This window comes from Streptomyces sp. NPDC031365 (genome assembly GCF_055569765.1).
Map to the genome: position 1 here is coordinate 80,759 of NZ_JBVIIM010000030.1, position 15,617 is coordinate 96,375.

The 15,617-nt window shown below is 72.9% G+C and carries 13 protein-coding genes and 1 pseudogene; 7 read left to right on the top strand and 7 right to left on the bottom strand.

The window, feature by feature from the left end; all coding sequences use genetic code 11:
* Positions 1 to 160: 160 nt before the first annotated feature.
* The 4 genes and pseudogenes from ramS to ACZ5C2_RS31955 form a co-directional block, all read right to left on the bottom strand.
* Entirely contained in the window at positions 161 to 289 is a 129-nt protein-coding gene (gene ramS / locus ACZ5C2_RS31940; RefSeq protein ID WP_003972313.1) for a mycelium formation morphogenetic lantipeptide SapB, read from the bottom strand.
* The gene (lanKC, locus tag ACZ5C2_RS31945) at positions 286 to 2,949 is read right to left on the bottom strand and encodes a class III lanthionine synthetase LanKC (protein WP_468799182.1); all 2,664 of its coding nucleotides are present in this window, start codon (positions 2,947 to 2,949) and stop codon (positions 286 to 288) included. Before lanKC ends, ramS begins: the two co-directional genes overlap by 4 nt.
* A gap of 366 nt (positions 2,950 to 3,315) precedes the next feature.
* Positions 3,316 to 3,728: pseudogene (locus ACZ5C2_RS31950) on the bottom strand (extracellular solute-binding protein); the annotation flags it as partial.
* 138 nt (positions 3,729 to 3,866) lie between these two features.
* Positions 3,867 to 4,526: an MmyB family transcriptional regulator gene (locus ACZ5C2_RS31955; protein WP_468799184.1), complete on the bottom strand. Its 660-nt coding sequence runs from the start codon at positions 4,524 to 4,526 to the stop codon at positions 3,867 to 3,869.
* 222 nt (positions 4,527 to 4,748) lie between these two features.
* On the opposite strand from ACZ5C2_RS31955, the gene ACZ5C2_RS31960 reads away from it, so the two are divergent.
* The 3 genes from ACZ5C2_RS31960 to ACZ5C2_RS31970 all read left to right on the top strand — a co-directional run bounded on the left by ACZ5C2_RS31960 (position 4,749) and on the right by ACZ5C2_RS31970 (position 6,361).
* Positions 4,749 to 5,402, top strand: a complete 654-nt coding sequence (locus tag ACZ5C2_RS31960; protein WP_468799186.1) for a helix-turn-helix domain-containing protein — start codon at positions 4,749 to 4,751, stop codon at positions 5,400 to 5,402.
* A 31-nt stretch (positions 5,403 to 5,433) separates the two neighbouring features.
* Positions 5,434 to 5,973 carry a toxin-antitoxin system, toxin component gene (locus ACZ5C2_RS31965; protein ID WP_468799206.1) on the top strand — a complete coding sequence of 180 codons (540 nt, stop codon included), beginning with the start codon at positions 5,434 to 5,436 and terminating at the stop codon, positions 5,971 to 5,973.
* 151 nt (positions 5,974 to 6,124) lie between these two features.
* Entirely contained in the window at positions 6,125 to 6,361 is a 237-nt protein-coding gene (locus ACZ5C2_RS31970; RefSeq protein ID WP_468799188.1) for a hypothetical protein, read from the top strand.
* Positions 6,362 to 6,651: 290 nt separating this feature from the next.
* Here ACZ5C2_RS31970 and ACZ5C2_RS31975 read toward each other — a convergent pair whose 3' ends face one another.
* Positions 6,652 to 7,329 (bottom strand): 4'-phosphopantetheinyl transferase family protein, encoded by a 678-nt coding sequence (locus ACZ5C2_RS31975; protein ID WP_468799190.1) that lies wholly within the window; start codon positions 7,327 to 7,329, stop codon positions 6,652 to 6,654.
* Positions 7,326 to 8,192 (bottom strand): metallophosphoesterase family protein, encoded by an 867-nt coding sequence (locus ACZ5C2_RS31980; protein WP_468799192.1) that lies wholly within the window; start codon positions 8,190 to 8,192, stop codon positions 7,326 to 7,328. Before ACZ5C2_RS31980 ends, ACZ5C2_RS31975 begins: the two co-directional genes overlap by 4 nt.
* Positions 8,193 to 8,430: 238 nt before the next feature.
* On the opposite strand from ACZ5C2_RS31980, the gene ACZ5C2_RS31985 reads away from it, so the two are divergent.
* Positions 8,431 to 9,576 carry an ATP-grasp domain-containing protein gene (locus ACZ5C2_RS31985; RefSeq protein WP_468799194.1) on the top strand — a complete coding sequence of 382 codons (1,146 nt, stop codon included), beginning with the start codon at positions 8,431 to 8,433 and terminating at the stop codon, positions 9,574 to 9,576.
* A 172-nt stretch (positions 9,577 to 9,748) separates the two neighbouring features.
* Here ACZ5C2_RS31985 and ACZ5C2_RS31990 read toward each other — a convergent pair whose 3' ends face one another.
* Positions 9,749 to 11,086 (bottom strand): 6-phospho-beta-glucosidase, encoded by a 1,338-nt coding sequence (locus ACZ5C2_RS31990; RefSeq protein ID WP_468799196.1) that lies wholly within the window; start codon positions 11,084 to 11,086, stop codon positions 9,749 to 9,751.
* A 260-nt stretch (positions 11,087 to 11,346) separates the two neighbouring features.
* On the opposite strand from ACZ5C2_RS31990, the gene ACZ5C2_RS31995 reads away from it, so the two are divergent.
* The 3 genes from ACZ5C2_RS31995 to ACZ5C2_RS32005 all read left to right on the top strand — a co-directional run bounded on the left by ACZ5C2_RS31995 (position 11,347) and on the right by ACZ5C2_RS32005 (position 15,450).
* Entirely contained in the window at positions 11,347 to 12,543 is a 1,197-nt protein-coding gene (locus ACZ5C2_RS31995) for a sensor histidine kinase (protein WP_468799198.1), read from the top strand.
* Positions 12,540 to 13,211 carry a response regulator gene (locus tag ACZ5C2_RS32000; protein ID WP_468799200.1) on the top strand — a complete coding sequence of 224 codons (672 nt, stop codon included), beginning with the start codon at positions 12,540 to 12,542 and terminating at the stop codon, positions 13,209 to 13,211. Before ACZ5C2_RS31995 ends, ACZ5C2_RS32000 begins: the two co-directional genes overlap by 4 nt.
* Positions 13,212 to 13,341: 130 nt before the next feature.
* Positions 13,342 to 15,450 carry an MMPL family transporter gene (locus tag ACZ5C2_RS32005; protein ID WP_468799208.1) on the top strand — a complete coding sequence of 703 codons (2,109 nt, stop codon included), beginning with the start codon at positions 13,342 to 13,344 and terminating at the stop codon, positions 15,448 to 15,450.
* Positions 15,451 to 15,617 lie beyond the last annotated feature (167 nt).

Below are 15,617 nucleotides of genomic sequence, written 5' to 3' on the forward strand. Positions count from 1 at the left end.
TCCTCCCGCCCTCCCCCCCCCCCCCCCCCCGCCCCCCCCCCCCCCCCCCCCCCTACCCCCCCCCCCCCCCCCCCCCCCCCCCCCCCCCCCCCCCCCCCCCCCCCCCCCCCCGGTACCGGGCGACAGGCTCACCGCGTCGCCGCGGCGGCCGGCCCGTACGTCAGTTGCAGGTCGTGATGCTCAGGCTGCTGTCGCCGCAGAGCAGCAGGCTCGCGCGGCTACCGGTCTCGACGTCCCCCATGGCCTCTTCCTTGGGGGTCTCCATCGACTGCAGGTCGAACAGGTTCATGACATTTTCCCTTCGTACGGCAACGGGCTGTCTTCTTTCATCACGACCCCGGGAGGGGCCGAGTCGTGGGGCCGCCCGGGCGTGCGCAAGGGCGGAAGGAACGGCAGCCCGGCGGAGGGGGTGCCGTGGACGGAGGCGACGGCCAGCAGACATCCCGCCGTGCCCGTGGAGAGGTCCATGGACAGGCGCATCATCTGCTCACCCGGGAAGGCGAGCCGGTCGCGGTAGGACATCGCGTGCCAGGACAGCGCGTCGAGCTGTCGCCGGACGGCCCGCGGACCGGTGCCGGGTACCTCGGCCGTCGTGCGGCCGAGGTACAGCACCATCCCGGACACACCTCGGTACAGGCCCGGCTGGGCGTAGAACATGGCCTGCGCCGCGGCCACGATCTCGCCTCTCGCCCGCGCGAACTCCTCGTCCTCCCGGTGCGCCAGGTAGTCGTCGAGCACCATGCCGATGCCCACGCTGCCCGCGCCCAGGTAGGGCATGGTGCGCCATCCCTCGTCGACCTGCAGCGCGCCGCCCGCGCCGCGGACGCAGCGCGCGAGATCCTGACGCAGCGCGTCCCGTGCGAGGTCGAGCAGAGCGGGGTCCCGGTCGGCTTCGTACAGCCGCAGGAAGAGCAGGGCGCGTCCCGCGGCGCCGTGCAGCAGTCCCGCGCGTCCCCGGCCGCTGCTCCCGGCTCCGGCGGGCCCGCCCCGAGCGGTCAGCTCGGCGCAGCGCCGCGCCGCCGCGTGCAGGGCGGTCTCCCCGGTGGCCGCGGCCAGCGAGCAGAGGGCCAGGCCCACTCCGGCGGTGCCGCCGTGCAGGTCCGGGGCCAGGTGGTCGAAGGGCTGGTCGAGGAGCAGCTCGGTGAGGTCGAGGGCGCGATCACGGTGGCCGAGGTACTCCAGCGTCCAGGCGACACCGGCCAGACCGTCGTGGAAACCGGGCGGCATGCCCGACGGCGGTTCCTTGGTCCGCTCCAGCAGCCACTGCTCCGCGCTCTCGTCCCTTCCCGCCCCGCTCTCGGCCAGCGCGTACAGCACTCCCGCCGCGCCGTGGCCGAAGGCCAGTCCGCCGCCGGCCGTGGCGAACTGCGCGATGTCGCCGGGGAAGAGGCGGTCGGTCCGGGACGGTGTCGCCGACGCGCGGATGGCCGCGGCCATCGAGTCCCGGCTGCGGGGCCAGTCGTCAGGCCGGACCGGCACCATCGGCTCGGCCGTCCGTCGCGCCACGGGAGCGCCCGCGGGGGCGGTGGTACCGCGTGTGATCTCGTCGACCGCCGCGTCCAGGAAGGCCCGGTCGACCGGGAACCGACCGGCCACGAGATCGGCGAGGTGGGCCGCTTTACGCCGGTCCAGCGCCAGCAGGCTGGTGAGCGGGAGGAACAGCGCGAGCCGCAGACAGGCCAGCGCGTACCGGTCCACCGCGACGCCCCTGCGGTCGGGCGGTGCCACGAACCCCGGGTTGGCGACGGTCTGCCGGCCGGGTTCGCCGACCCGGTGCGCCGCCTCGAAGTCCAGCAGGGCGACGCTGTCGTCCTCGCGGATCATGATGTTGAACAGGTGCAGGTCGTTGAAGACCACACCCCGGGCGTGGACGTCCTCCACGGCACGTTCCACCCGCGCGTGGACGTCGAGGGCCCAGGCCGTGTACTCGGCCAGGCGCTGTTCACCGGGGTCGGCCTCGATGAGCGGGTGGCGGCGGGCGAAGAACGTGTTGAGCGGCTTGCCGTCGATGTACTCCAGCACCAGGAAGTGATGCTCGCCGACCGTCAGGTGATCGAGCACCTCGGGTGTGCAGTCGAGGCCGGACAGAAGCTCCAGTGCCCGGCGCTCGCGGTGCAGCCGGGTCACGGCGTCCGCACCGTCGGCCGCGAGGCCGGCGTGCGGGCGGGCCTCCTTGAGGACGACCCGCTCCCCGGTGCGGGAGTCGCGGGCGAGATAGACACCGCCGCCGTTGGAGAAGTGCAGCGCCGACTCGATGGCATAGGGCAGACCGGCCACGGTCAGCGCGTCCCGGGCCTCCAGGTGCGGACGCAGGAAGGGGGGCGGTTCCACCCAGTCCGGTACGCGGAACACGGGGCCGCGCAGGTCGGGCACCAGTACCCCGTCCGGACCGGTCACGGCCGGCCGCAGCTCCCCGTGTGCGTCGTAGCAGTTGCGGCGGGTGAAGCCGCCGTACCGGACGTGCACGGGGCCGTCACCGAGCCGCAGGTCGCTCAGGATGTGCGGTCCGGGTTCGCCGGCCAGCAGCTCCGCCAGCTCGCCGGCGAGCCGTTCGAACCGCGCCTCGTCCGCCGGGTACACGGTGATGAACTTGCCGCTGCCGGACCGGTCCGCGTACTTGGCGTTGCGCTGGTGCAGCAGATATCGGCTGGGGACGAACTTGAAGGCCGTGCCGCCGGCGACGCAGTGCCGCCACACCCGCTCGAGTACGGACTCGGCGTTGTCGAGACCCGCGGAGACGTGGATCTTCCACCCCTGGTCGGGCAGTTCGGCGTCGACCGGACGCAGGGCGAGCCAGTCCCCGCTCTCATTTCGCTGCCATCCCGCGGGGACGGGCCACGAGGCCGCGGCGTACCGGGAGCGCCCGGTGCCGGCCGAGGAGACGGCACGGTGCGGAGCGTCGTAGAAGTACGGGTCCGCGTCGCAGTACACGGCATAGCCCTGGTTCACGCCGTCTCCCTCCCCGTCGGTCGCTGACGGGGATGACGTTGTCACGCGGCGTACCGTCGCGCACAGTCACCGGTGTCATCACCTCGCCGTGCGGAACGCACGGGTAACCCACGGACGTTCCGTCCGGCGGAAGGGCCGTGCCCGAGCGCGGTCGCTCTCTTCGCGCACGGCCTGTTCGGAGCATCCGGTCCGGTCCCACCACGGGAGTCATCCACATGCGTCGTCCGCTCATCGGCCTCACGGCCCTTCCGTTCGGTGAGGCGGCGCCGTCTCCGGTCCCTTGCCGGGGACCGTGCCTTCGCCGGCCGGCCCCGTACGGCCGCGGCCGGCCGTTGTGCCGTCTTCGTCACCGGTCGGCTCCGGGACAGGATGCCGTCGATCTTGCCGGAGGCGTCCCTCAGGAGCCGGTCGATGTCCGCGTCCTCCGTGGCGAGGACAGCGGAGAAGACACCGTTTGGCGATGTTCTCGTACTCGGCGCCCTTCTCCTTGACCAGGATCGGGATGTTGTCGGGGGCGGCGAGGTACATGCCGAGCTTGCCCGCGCCCATCATCTGCTGGACGTCGTTGATGACGAGCCGCCGCCCTGGGAGTACAGCTCGGCGGTGAAGTGCCAGCCGCCCTGGTTCTGGGCGCTGTAGTCGGCGTAGCCGACGGTGCCGTCGCCGAGCGCGGCGACCTTCGTGGCGGCGTCGCGGACCCCGGCCCAGGTGGTGGGCGGCCGGTCCGGGTCGAGGCCGGCCTTCTCGAAGAGCTCCCGGTTGTAGATCAGGCCCATGGATTGACGTCCTCGCCGCTCTGAGGGACGGCGATTTCCGCCTACCGCGCCGTTGGAGGCTGTGGTGTCGCTCGGCGTGCACAGGGGGCACCGCGGGTGTGGAGCCGGGCCATGCGCGCACAGGTGTCGGCACAGGGTCGTTCAGTCGGCGGCGTGGACCACTCGGAGGTGGGAAACGGCACGGCGGGCCCTGTGGCCCCGGGCCGGTGCGCGGCGGGTCTCGCGCAGGACGAGGGTCAGCCGGGCGCAGTCCATGTCCTGGAGGGTTCCGGTCGTCTCGACGACGATGCGGCAGTCCGTGGCACCCCAGCGCGGGTCGGGGTGCAGCAGCGGCCGTACGGCGCCGTCGTGTTCGGCGGCCCGCTCTCCGACGGAGCGGAGCCAGTGCGGCAGCCCGTGCCGGTAGGCAGCCTCCATGATGGGGTCCTGGGCGATGTCGCGGCGGATGGCCTGCAGCCCGTGGTCGTGGCCGTGGCGCTCCACGGTCTTGGCGAAGTGGGCCAGCATCGGCAGGCACCAGCTCGACTCGTGGTCGCCGAGCACGGTGGCGGCGTCCGGGTGGAAGAGGACGAACCGCAGGAAGTTGTCGACGGGCAGGGCCGTGGGGTGCGGCTCCACGTGCTCGAAAAGTGTCCGGAAAGCACTGTTGGTGAGCAGCACGTCCCAGCGGGAGTCCACCACCAGGGAGGGGAAGGGGGCCGCCTCCAGCAGAGCGGCGTAGTCGCGCAGGTACGCCTGGGCCTCGAGAGTCCCGGGGCCGCACCGCGGTGCCGGCCGCCGCCCTCCTGCCTGAAATGCCATCGGGAGGTCACCCCTCTTGCCTGTGCGGCCCTGACGCAGGCCCCGATCCTGGTGCCCGGAGATGCGGCATGTCAACTATCGTGGCATTCCACGACGGTTGACGGCCGAAATTGGCCACAGTTGTGGCGAGACCTGGATGCGGGTTCGAACCACCGGCTAGTCTCCGTGAAGTTCACGGCAATCGCTTGTGAGAAGCCTGTGAGAGACGTAGGAGATCTTTCGGTGACGGGTGGCTTCGAGGGTCCGGGCACCGCGCCGACGACCGCGCTGCCGGCTGTCGTCGCCCGCGTCACCGCACTCGCCGACCGGCTCGGTGTGGCGCACGCCGAGGTCTTCGGCGTCGGCCGGCTGTCCGTCGCCTCCGGTGTACCGGAGCCCGTGGTCAAGGCGCTGCTGAGCGGGCGGCCTGCGGGCGAGCCCGATGTACAGGCCCGGTTCCTGCAGCGGCTGGATCTGCTGCGCCGCACCCGGCTGAAGCCGAACGGCCGCAAGTACACACAGCAGGAGATCGCCGACGGTGCGGGCATGTCCCGGCAGCAGGCCGGCGCGCTGATCAACGGCGACCGGCGGCCCACCATGGAGCACTGCGACGCCATCCAGCGCTTCTTCCGCGTGCACGCCGGCTTCCTCACCGCCGAGGACCCGGAGGCCCTGACGAGCGCCCTCCAGCACACCGAGCAGGAGCTTCTGCAGAGGCTCGCGGACCGGGAGCGCGAGGCGGCGGCGGCCGACGACCCGCTGGAGCGGCTGCTCCAGGACCACGGTGTGCGCGGGATCGCGTGGCGGGCCGCACAGCTGCCCACCGACCAGCACCGCGACAAGGTCGCGGAGTGGCTGGACATGCTCCTGGAGAGCGTCCAGCGGCCCAAGTCGTGACCCGGGGAGAACTGTGGGTATCGGTAGGGAAATGCGCCGCCTGTGCGGCGAGTTGGTCGCGGAGCTGACGCTTCCCGTCCCGGCGCGGCCCGCCGATCTGTACGCCGCCCTGTGCGACGCGATGAGCCGGCGCCGCGGCCGACCCGTACTGTTCCGTACGGCCGTCTTCCCGCCGGGGACCGCGAGCGGACTGTGGCTCGACATGGCGGAGCAGGATCTCGTGGTGATCGAGGAACGCACCGCCCCCGATCACCAGTTGGTGATCCTGGGCCACGAACTGTGGCACATGAAGGCCGGTCACTGCGGTCGCCATGTCGCAGGGGCCGAGGTCGCGACCCGGTTACTGGGCGCGGCACCCGACGAGGAGGCCCTGCGGGCGACCGTCCTGAGGGTCGCCGCGCGCACCCACTTCGACCTCGCCGAGGAGAAGGAGGCCGAGGCGTTCGGTCTGCTGCTGGCCAGCAAGTGCCGGACGCGGCTCGCCGGTTCCGCGCTGCGCGGGCCGGTGCAGCGGGATCACCTGGCGGGCCGGATCGGGGCGTCGCTCGGGTACCTGGGTCCGCAGAGCTGAGCGGGCGCGCCCCGGCGCGCGAGCCCCGCCGGCCGGGCGAACCGGCCCGCGGGGCGGCCCGATTGTCAGTGGTGGGCGGCAAGCTGGGGGTGCGCCCCCTGACTGTGCGGGGGCGCGGGACCGATGACCACGACACGGGGAGAGCAGAGCGATGCCCACCGCCGTACCGACCGACCGCGAGCGCACCGCCGTCCAGGCCTACCTGCGGCTGCTGCACACCGTGCGCGCCGCCTTCGACACCCGCCCGGGGCCGACGGACACGACCAGGCCCCCGCTCGTCCCGCCCTCCGTACTCGCCGAGGCGGAAGCCGCCCTGGCCCGGGCCGGACTGACCGGCAACGAGGAGGAGTTCTTCCGCATGGTGCGCGACTGGCACCCCGAGCCGTAGGCGGGCCGCCGTCCCGCGACAGCGGCCGGCGCCGCCACGGGACGGCGGATCCTGGGGTGCCCTGCCGCCAGACCGGCCGGACACGGCATCGCAGACGTTGCCACACGCCGTCACCCAACCCCGAGACCGTCGAAACACTCCGTCACCCGTGCGCGCCGGGGGCGGCCCTCACATCACCCACCGACCTGCCGTGCGGCAAGTCGCGTTCGTCGCCCGGGGCCGGTGGAACGCGCCCCGGCGTGGGCCGGGAAGCGACCCGTGGGTCAGGCGGTGGGCGGGCGGGACGGCCGTCAGGTGTGCGGGACCGCGATCGCCGTCACGATCAGGCCGCCCCGGGTGGTCCAGCGGCCGGTGAAGTGGTCGATGCGCCGCCCGCCCACGAGCGGGCCCGGTACGAGGAGGGCGGCACGGAAGCCGCCCCGGGTCTGTTCCCCGTCGTCGGAGTGGAGGTCGATGTCCGCCTCCAGGAAGTCCAGCCACTTCCCGGTGAGCGGGAACCACGCCTTGTAGACGGACTCCTTGGCGCTGAACAGCAGCCGGTCCCAGTGCACGGCGGGCTGTTCCCCGGTCAGCCTGCCGATCCGCGCCACCTCCCCGGGCTGGGCGACGGAGGGCAGGACGCCCTCCGGCAGCGGCGCGTGGAGCTCGGCGTCGATACCGACGGACGCCAGGTCGCCGGCGCGGACCAGGGCGGCTGCGCAGTAGCCCTGGCAGTGGGTCATGCTGCCGGCCAGCCCTTCCGGCCAGACGGGAGCGCCACGCTCACCGGGCAGCACCGGCCGCGGCGGCACACCGAGCTTCTCCATCGCGCGGCGGGCGCATGAGCGTACGGCCGTGAACTCCCGGCGGCGCTTGAGGACGGCCCGCCGGATCAGCGCCTCCTCCTCGGGGTACAGCGGAGCGTCGACGCCCTCGTCGCCGTAGGCCTCCACGGCGACCACCGTCGGCGGCAGCAGTTCCTCGATCATCGTCCGCCTTCCTCCGTGGGTTCCGCGGGCACGATCCGGCGCAGCCGTCCGGGTGGCTGGTCCCGCTTGCGCCACTCGCGCGGGTAGCCCACCGACACCTCCTCGAAGCGGACACCGTCCTGCCAGGTGGTCCGGGGGATGTGCAGATGGCCGTAGACCATGGTGCGGACGGGGAACCGGCGGTGCCAGTCGCCCGTCAGCACGGTGCCGCACCACATGGCGAACTCCGGGTGCCAGAGCACGTCCGTCGGATGGCGGTGCAGCGGGTAGTGGTTGACGAGGACGAGCGGCAGGCCCTCCGGCACCTCGGCCAGCCGGCGCTCGGTCTCGGCGACCCGGGCCCGGCACCAGTCCTCGCGGGTCGGGTACGGGTCGGGGTGCAGCAGATACTCGTCGGTGCAGACGATGCCGGTGCCGTGCGCGTACTCCAGCCCTTCGTCCTTGGTGGCGCACCCGGGCGGCAGGAACGTGTAGTCGTACAGGAGGAAGAGCGGGGCGACGGCCACCGGGCCGCCGGGTCCCTCCCAGACGGGGTAGGGGTCCTCGGGGGTGATCACTCCCAGGTCTCGGCACTGCTCGACCAGGTGGTCGTAGCGGGCGACGCCGCGCAGCGTGACCGCGTCGCTCGGGTGCGTCCACAGCTCGTGGTTGCCGGGCACCCAGACGACCTTGGCGAAGCGGCCGGCGAGGGTCTTGAGAACCCAGCCGATGTCCTCCACGGTCTCCGCGACGTCACCGGCCACCAGCAGCCAGTCCTCGTCCGACTCGGGCCGCATCCCTTCGACCAGGGCCCGGTTCTCGGCATAGCCGATGTGCAGGTCGCTGATGGCCCACAGCTGTCCGCCACCGTGTGTCCCCGACATCGCCCGTTGTCCCTTCCGCCGTCACCGAACGTCCCCACGAGATCACATCAGTGCCGTCGGGACAAGCGACACCCTGCTGACCTGCATGGTATCGGGAACGGCCACCGAAGCCGTATAGTCTGCCCCAACACCACCGCCGCGAAACGCCCTTCGCACAGGGCGGTTTGGTGACCTTCCATACGTCTGCCCGGGCAACGGGCCGCTGAGCCCTGCCCGCGAACCCCGAAAGGCGGCCTGCATGGTCTCTCGCGTACGCGTCTGGCTCAACCGCACGTACGCGGAGAACGTGTTCTTCATGGATCAGCTGAGGCGAAATCCCAGCGACCGGGCCGTCGAGATCCATGCCACCCACGGGGACCCCGACTCTCCCGTGCTGGCCGCCGCCGACACCGCCGAACCGGAGCCCGAGGGCCTGTCCCCGGCGGCGTACGTCGAGTACGCGCTCACCCAGTGCCGGCGGCGCGGCATCGACGTGTTCGTCCCCCGGCTGCACCAGTCGGCGATCGTGGCACACCGCGCCGAGTTCGAGGCCGTCGGTACGGCGCTGCTGGCACCGCCGCCCGAGGCAGTGGCCGTGTTCCACGACAAGGTGATCGCCTATGAGGCGGTCCAGGCGGTCGGCGTGCCGGTGCCGCCGTGGTGGCGGGTGCGCAGCGCCGACGAACTCCTCGCGGCAGTGGAGGAACTGGAGGGCAACGGGCACCGGGCGTGCTTCAAGCCCGCGTCCGGTGCGGGCGGTGTCGGCTTCCGCGTGGTCACGCGCGATTCCATCTCGCTCGCGCAGCTGAGCGGATACCCGAGCCCGCAGGTGCCGCTCCGCCTGGTGCTGGACGCGGTTCGGGGGGCGGAGGAGCCGGTGGACTGGCTGGTGATGCCGCGTCTGGAGCAGCCCGAGGTGTCGGTGGACTGTCTGACCGGGACCGACAACCGGATCCGGCTGGCCGTGGGACGCACCAAGAACGGCCGGCGCCGGGGCTTCACACTGCACGAGCGGTGGCTGGAGCCGGCCCGGCGGATCGCGGAGGGTTTCGGTCTGCATTACCTGTCGAACATCCAGTTCCGGATGCTCGGTGACCGGCCCGTGCTCATGGACGTCAACACCCGGCCGGCGGGCGGACTGCATCAGCTGTCCCTGTGCGGGGTGAACGCTCCGTGGGCCGCCGTGCGGCTGGCGCTGGGTGACGACCCGGGTGAGATGGTGCCGCCGTTCCTGGGCCAGGACTACTCGGTGGTGTCCGGTCCGCGCCCGCTGCTGCCCGTGTCGCTGCCGCAGCAGCGCACCGACCTGGCCGTGGCCGGACTGGGCGCCGTACCGGCTTCGGCGGCGCCGGTGGCGCCGGTGGCCCCCGTGGCGCCGAGAACGGCCACCGGGGCACGCTCGTAGAACTTTTTCCGGGAAATTTTCGCCAGGGGTGTATCAGGGGCCGGATGCCGCGCTCTTGATGACGTGGGCGGCTGGGGGAAGCCGCCGGGGGAAGCACGGGGGAACGGGGGGCTCGGGTCGGTCGGCCGCTGTCACGGGGGGCGACCGGCCGACCCGATGCCACGCGCCGGGGCTATGCGAGGTAGGCGAGGCCGGGGTGAACGGCGGTGTAGCCGTCGACGAGACGGCGGGCCACGTTCACGGAGTCGACGAGCGGGTGCAGGGCGAAGGCCTTGACCGCCGTCGCGCGCGAACCCGAGCGGGCGGCGGCCAGCACCTCACGCTCCACTGCCTTGATCGCGCAGACCAGGCCCGTGGCGTGACCGGGCAGCGGGTCCACGGCGACGGGGTGCGCGCCATTGGCGTCCACCAGGCAGGGCACCTCGATCACCGCCTCCGCGTCCAGTGGTGACAGGGTGCCGCGATTGCGGACGTTGAGGATCAGGGTGGTGCGTTCGTCGCGGGCGATGGCCCGCATCAGGGCGAGGGCCACCTGCTCGTAGCCGCCGGACAGGTCGTCGGCCGCTCGTTCACCCGCGCCCGCGGCTTCCCGGTTCTCGGCCATGTAGGTGGCCTCGCGCTCGGCGCGGGTGCCGTCCCACAGAGCGAGGGCCGAGACGTCGGGGTCGCGTGTCCCGGCGTAGAAGCGGGCCTGCTGCCGGTGCAGGAACGCGCCCCGGGTCCGCTCGGCCCGGCGGTAGGCGTCCACGGCCTCACGGTTGAAGTAGTAGTAGTGCAGATATTCGTTGGGGATCGCGCCCAGGGACCGCAGCCAGTCGGCGCCGAAGAGCCGGCCTTCCTCGAAGGATTCGAGCAGTGCGGGGTCGGCGAGCAGGCGCGGGAGTTCGTCGCGGCCGGCGATCCGCAGACCACGCACCCAGCCGAGGTGGTTGAGACCGACGTAGTCGATCCACGCCTCCGGCGGCCGCGCGCCGAGCAGCCGGGCGATCCGGCGGCCGAGGCCGACCGGTGAGTCGCAGATGCCGATGACGCGGTCCCCGAGGTGACGGGCCATGGCCTCGGTGACCAGACCGGCCGGGTTGGTGAAGTTGATGACCCAGGCGTCGGGGGCGAGGCGCGCCACCCTGCGGGCGATGTCCACGGCGACGGGCACGGTGCGCAGCCCGTAGGCGATGCCGCCCGCGCCGACCGTCTCCTGGCCGAGCACACCCTCGGCGAGGGCGACCCGCTCGTCGTCCGCCCTGCCCTCCAGGCCGCCGACACGGATCGCGGAGAAGACGAAGTCGGCGCCGCGCAGCGCCTCGTCGAGGTCGGTGGTCCAGGTCACCTCGGGGGCGTCGGCCGCACCGGCCGCCTGCTCGGCCAGGACCCGGGCGATCGCGCGCAGCCGGCCGGTGTCCACGTCGTGCAGCACGACCCGGCTCACCCGCCCCTCGGCGTGGTCCCCGAGCAGCGCCCCGTACACCAGCGGCACGCGGAACCCTCCGCCGCCGAGAATCGTCAGCCTCACATCCGCACCCTTCCCACCACGACGAACGGGGACGACCCTACTCGCGGCGCGGGCGTCACGGCGGGCCACGCGTCCGCGCCGGAGCGCCCCTCGCCGGCCCGGCCCGGCCCGGCCCGCGCGAGACTGCCGTCCATGACCGTCCGAGACTGTCCATGACCGTCCGACTGTCCATGACCGTCCGAGAAATCCCTCTCACCGGTGAGGACGGGGCGGCCGGCCCCTCGTGATACTGGGACGGCCCCCGCCCCGAGGAGCCGCTCATGTCCCTCCGGTCCGCTCTCACGCCGGTCGTCACCCGCTGGCGTACGGCGAATCCGTACGCCCTCGACACGGCCCTCGCCGCGCTCGTGCTGTTCGCCGTCTCCCTGCAGTGGATCTTCCCCGACGAGGGCGACGATCCGCTGACCTGGCAGGGCTGGCTGCTCGGCGCCGCCACGGCGCTGCCGCTGATCTGGCGGCGGCGGGCGCCCTGCGCGGCCGCGTACGCCGTGTCGGTGGCCACCCCGGCGCAGGCGCTCCTCCACGCACCCCCGCCGGACGTGATGTACGGCGGGATGGTCGTCCTGTACACCCTGGCCACCGTGGGCAAGCCCTGGCAGCGCCGGATGATGCTCGTGTGCTGGGTGATCGGGGTCGTCGCGACCATGCAGCACCAGTCGAACAAGGAGCCCTTCGAGTACGCCTTCCATCTGATGGGGATCATCTGCGCCTACGCCCTCGGGATGCTCACCCGCGTGCAGCGCGCCTACACCACCGAGCTGGAGGACCGGGCCCGTCGGCTGGAGCGCGAACGGGCCGCGGACACCGCGCGGGCCAGGGCGGAGGAACGCTCCCGGATCGCCCGGGACATGCACGACATCCTGGCGCATGCCGTGAGCCTGATGGTGGTGCAGGCGGAGGCCGGTCCGGTCGTGGTGCGGAGGGATCCGGAGCGCGCGGAGGCCACGTTCGACACCATCGCGGTGACCGGACGGGAGGCGATGTCGCAACTGCGTAAGATCTTGGGTGTGTTGAAGGAGGGACGACCGGACGACGCCGCCGTGCCGCTGCTACCGCAGCCGAGCGTGACGGCCCTGCCCGGCCTGGTCCGCCAGGTTCGGGAGTCCACGGGGCTGTGCGTCGAGCTGCGCACCACGGGTGAGCCCTGCCCCCTGTCCACGGACACCGAGGTCGCGGTCTACCGGGTGGTCCAGGAGGCCCTCACCAACACCGTGAAGCACGCCCGTGCGTCCCGCGCCGTGGTCGAGCTGGACTGGGCGGAGGACCAGCTGACCCTCACGGTGACGGACGACGGGCGGGGTCCGTCGGCACCGCGGGGCGGACACGGGCTGATCGGCATCCATGAGCGGGCGGCGGCGTGCGGGGGCGGCGCCGAGACCGGCAGCGGTCCGGACGGCGGCTTCCGGGTCCTCGTACGGCTGCCCGCGGCCACCGACCGCCAGGGGGCCCTCGGGTGAGCATCCGGGTGGTGGTCGCCGACGACCAGGAGCTGGTCCGGGCCGGCTTCGGCATGATCCTCGACGCCCAGGACGACATCGAGGTGGTCGCCGAGGCCGGTGACGGCGAGCAGGCCGTCGCGGCGGTGCGTCGGCATGCCCCGGACGTGCTGCTGCTCGACATCCGCATGCCGGTGATGGACGGTCTGGAGGCGGCCCGCCAGGTGTGCGCGCAGTCGGGCTGCAAGGTGGTCATGCTGACCACGTTCGACCTGGACGAGTACGTGTACGAGGCACTGTACGCGGGTGCCAGCGGCTTTCTGCTCAAGGACGTCCGCCGGGACGACCTCGTGCACGCGGTGCGGGTGGTGGCGGCCGGTGACTCGCTGCTCGCCCCGGCCGTGACCCGGCGGCTGGTCGCGGACATCGTGCGGCGCCGCAGGGAGGGGGCCGCCGTCGAACCCGTGACCCCGCAGCGCCTGGACGCGCTCACCGCGCGCGAGGTGGAGACGCTGCGGCTGTTGGCCCGGGGGCTGTCCAACGCGGAGATCGCCACGACCCTGTTCGTCAGTGAGCACACCGTCAAGACCCATGTGAGCAATGTGCTGAGCAAGCTCGCTCTCAGGGACCGGGTGCAGGCGGTGATCTGCGCGTACGAGACGGGGCTGGTCACTCCCGCCTCCCCCTGAGGAGGGAGTGCGGGGGGCGTCTCCCCCGTACGGGCGAGGGCCCCATACCGCTCTCTCCGGCGATCCGCCGACCCGCCTCCCGGCAGGAGTCTGAGGGTCGTTGACGAACCATGACTCGCCGGGAGGGACCGTGCTCTCCGCACTCGTCCGGGCGGCCACCCGCCGTCCTTTGACCGTGATGCTCCTGTGGGGGCTCTTTCTGCTGCTGGGCTTCGGACTGGGGACGGGCGTCTTCGCGCGGCTCTCCGACAACGTGCCCGAAGTGCCCGGAACCGAATCGGAGTCGGCCGCCCAGTACCTGGACCGGGTGGATCCGGCGGGCGAGTCGGTCACCGGCGTGGTGGCCGGTGCCGCCGTCTCCGGCCCGGAGCTGCGCGCCGAGGTCGAGCGGGCCGTGGCCGACGTCCGGAAGGTCGCCGGTGTCGCCGCCGTACCCGATCCGTACACCACGCCCGGTCTGACCGCCGAGGACGGACAGGCGCTGATCATTCCCGTCACGCTCGAGGGCGGGCTGGACGACGACGCCGAGGAGCGCACGCTCGGCGAGGCGGCCGACCGCATCCGGGAGATCGACGCGCCCGACGTCCATGTGAGCGGGGGCCCGCTGCTGGGACTGCAGATCGGCGAGCGGGCCCAGGAGGACGTGAAGAACGCGGAGTTGATCTCCCTGCCGGTGGTTCTGGTACTGCTCCTGGTGGTGTTCGGCGGGCTGCGCTCGGCGCTGCTGCCGCTGATCGTCGCGGTCAGCGGGATCGCGGGGGCCTTCCTGGCGCTCTTCGCGTTCAGCGAGGTCACCGACATCTCCGTGTACGCGATCCAGGTGACGACGATGCTCGGGCTCGGACTCGCGGTGGACTATGCCCTGTTGATGCTGGTGCGGTTCCGCGAGGAGCGCCGGCACACGGAGGACGTCGTCGAGGCGGTGCACCGTACGGTCACGGCGGCCGGGCGAACCGTGCTGTTCTCCGGGCTCACGGTGGCCGTCAGCCTGACCGGACTGCTGGTGTTCCCGAGCGTGTTCCTGCGCAGTATGGGGCTCGCGGTCGCCGCCGTGGTCGTCATCGACATGCTGGCCGCGCTCACCCTGCTGCCCGCGCTGCTGGCGCGGTTCGGCGGGCGGATCCCGCCGGCGAAGACACCGAAGGGCGGCGAGGAGGGCCGGTTCTTCGCCCGCGTCGCCCGTTTCGCGGCCCGGCGGCGGGTCGCCGTACTGGCCGTGGTCGTCCCGGCGCTGCTGGTCCTGGCGGTGCCCGTGTCCGGGATGAGCATCGCCGTGGGAGACGCGCGGCAACTGCCCGAGGACACCGAGGCCCGGCAGCTGCACGACACCGTCGCCGGGCACTTCCCGCCGGGCACCGGGGTCTCGCCCATCACCGTCGTCGTCGGTCCGGGCGCGGACACGGCGACCACCGACCGGATCCGGGCGCTGTCCGCGAGTGCCGAGACGCGCGAACTGCCGGACGGCGCCACCGTGATCGAGATCCTGCCGCCCGGAGGGACCGATGGCGAGGAGGCGACGGAACTGGTCGAGCGGGTACGGGAGATGCGCGGCGGCGAACCGGTCGAGGTCACCGGTACGGCGGCCCAGCTGGTCGACTTCCGCGGGATGCTCGCGGAACGGGGGCCGTGGGCGGTGCTGACCGTCCTGGCCGGCATCTTCGTCCTGCTGTTCGCGTTCACCGGTTCCGTGCTGCTGCCGCTGCGCACCATCGCGACGACGCTGCTCAGTCTGGCCGCCGCGCTGGGTGTGGTGGTGTGGGTCTTCCAGGACGGTCATCTGGCCGGGCTGCTGGGCGCCGAGGGCCTGGGCGCGCTGAGCCTGACCGCGCCGCCGTTGATCGTCGCGATCGCGTTCGGACTCGCCATGGACTACGAGCTGTTCATCCTGGCCCGGATGCGTGAGGCACGGCAGCGCACCGGCGACCACCGGGAGGCGGTGGTGACCGGGCTGCGCCGCTCCGGCCGGGTGGTCACCTGCGCGGCGCTGCTGCTGGCGGTGGTCTTCGGCGCCTTCATGACGGGCGGGTTCTCGCCCATTCTGCAGATCGGCCTCGGACTCACGCTCGCCGTCCTCATCGACGCGACGGTCGTGCGGATGCTCCTGGTCCCGGCCACCATGGCCGTGCTCGGCCGCCACGCCTGGTGGGCCCCGGCACCGCTGCGGCGGGCCCACGACCGCTTCGGGCTGCGGGAGGAGGCGGAGGAGGAGAGCCGGCCGCGGGTGCCGACGGGGGTGTGAGGACCCGCTCCGCCGGGACTGCGGCCACGGGTGAGGGGTTCGGGTGCGGGTGCGGGACGGCGGGCGGTCGCCCGCCCCACGGATGGTCGAACGCGGGGGAGGGGGGGGGGGGGGGGGGGGGGGGGGGGGGGGGGGGGGGGGGGGGGGGGGGGGGGGTGCGCGACGGG

Excerpts from the sequence above, each read along its gene's own strand:
- ramS (WP_003972313.1), bottom strand. The coding sequence starts at position 289 with ATGAACCTGTTCGACCTGCAGTCGATGGAGACCCCCAAGGAAGAGGCC.
- ACZ5C2_RS31955 (WP_468799184.1), bottom strand. The coding sequence starts at position 4,526 with ATGGCATTTCAGGCAGGAGGGCGGCGGCCGGCACCGCGGTGCGGCCCC.
- ACZ5C2_RS31965 (WP_468799206.1), top strand. The coding sequence starts at position 5,434 with ATGCGCCGCCTGTGCGGCGAGTTGGTCGCGGAGCTGACGCTTCCCGTC.
- ACZ5C2_RS31970 (WP_468799188.1), top strand. The coding sequence starts at position 6,125 with ATGCCCACCGCCGTACCGACCGACCGCGAGCGCACCGCCGTCCAGGCC.
- ACZ5C2_RS31975 (WP_468799190.1), bottom strand. The coding sequence starts at position 7,329 with ATGATCGAGGAACTGCTGCCGCCGACGGTGGTCGCCGTGGAGGCCTAC.
- ACZ5C2_RS31980 (WP_468799192.1), bottom strand. The coding sequence starts at position 8,192 with ATGTCGGGGACACACGGTGGCGGACAGCTGTGGGCCATCAGCGACCTG.
- ACZ5C2_RS31985 (WP_468799194.1), top strand. The coding sequence starts at position 8,431 with ATGGTCTCTCGCGTACGCGTCTGGCTCAACCGCACGTACGCGGAGAAC.
- ACZ5C2_RS31995 (WP_468799198.1), top strand. The coding sequence starts at position 11,347 with ATGTCCCTCCGGTCCGCTCTCACGCCGGTCGTCACCCGCTGGCGTACG.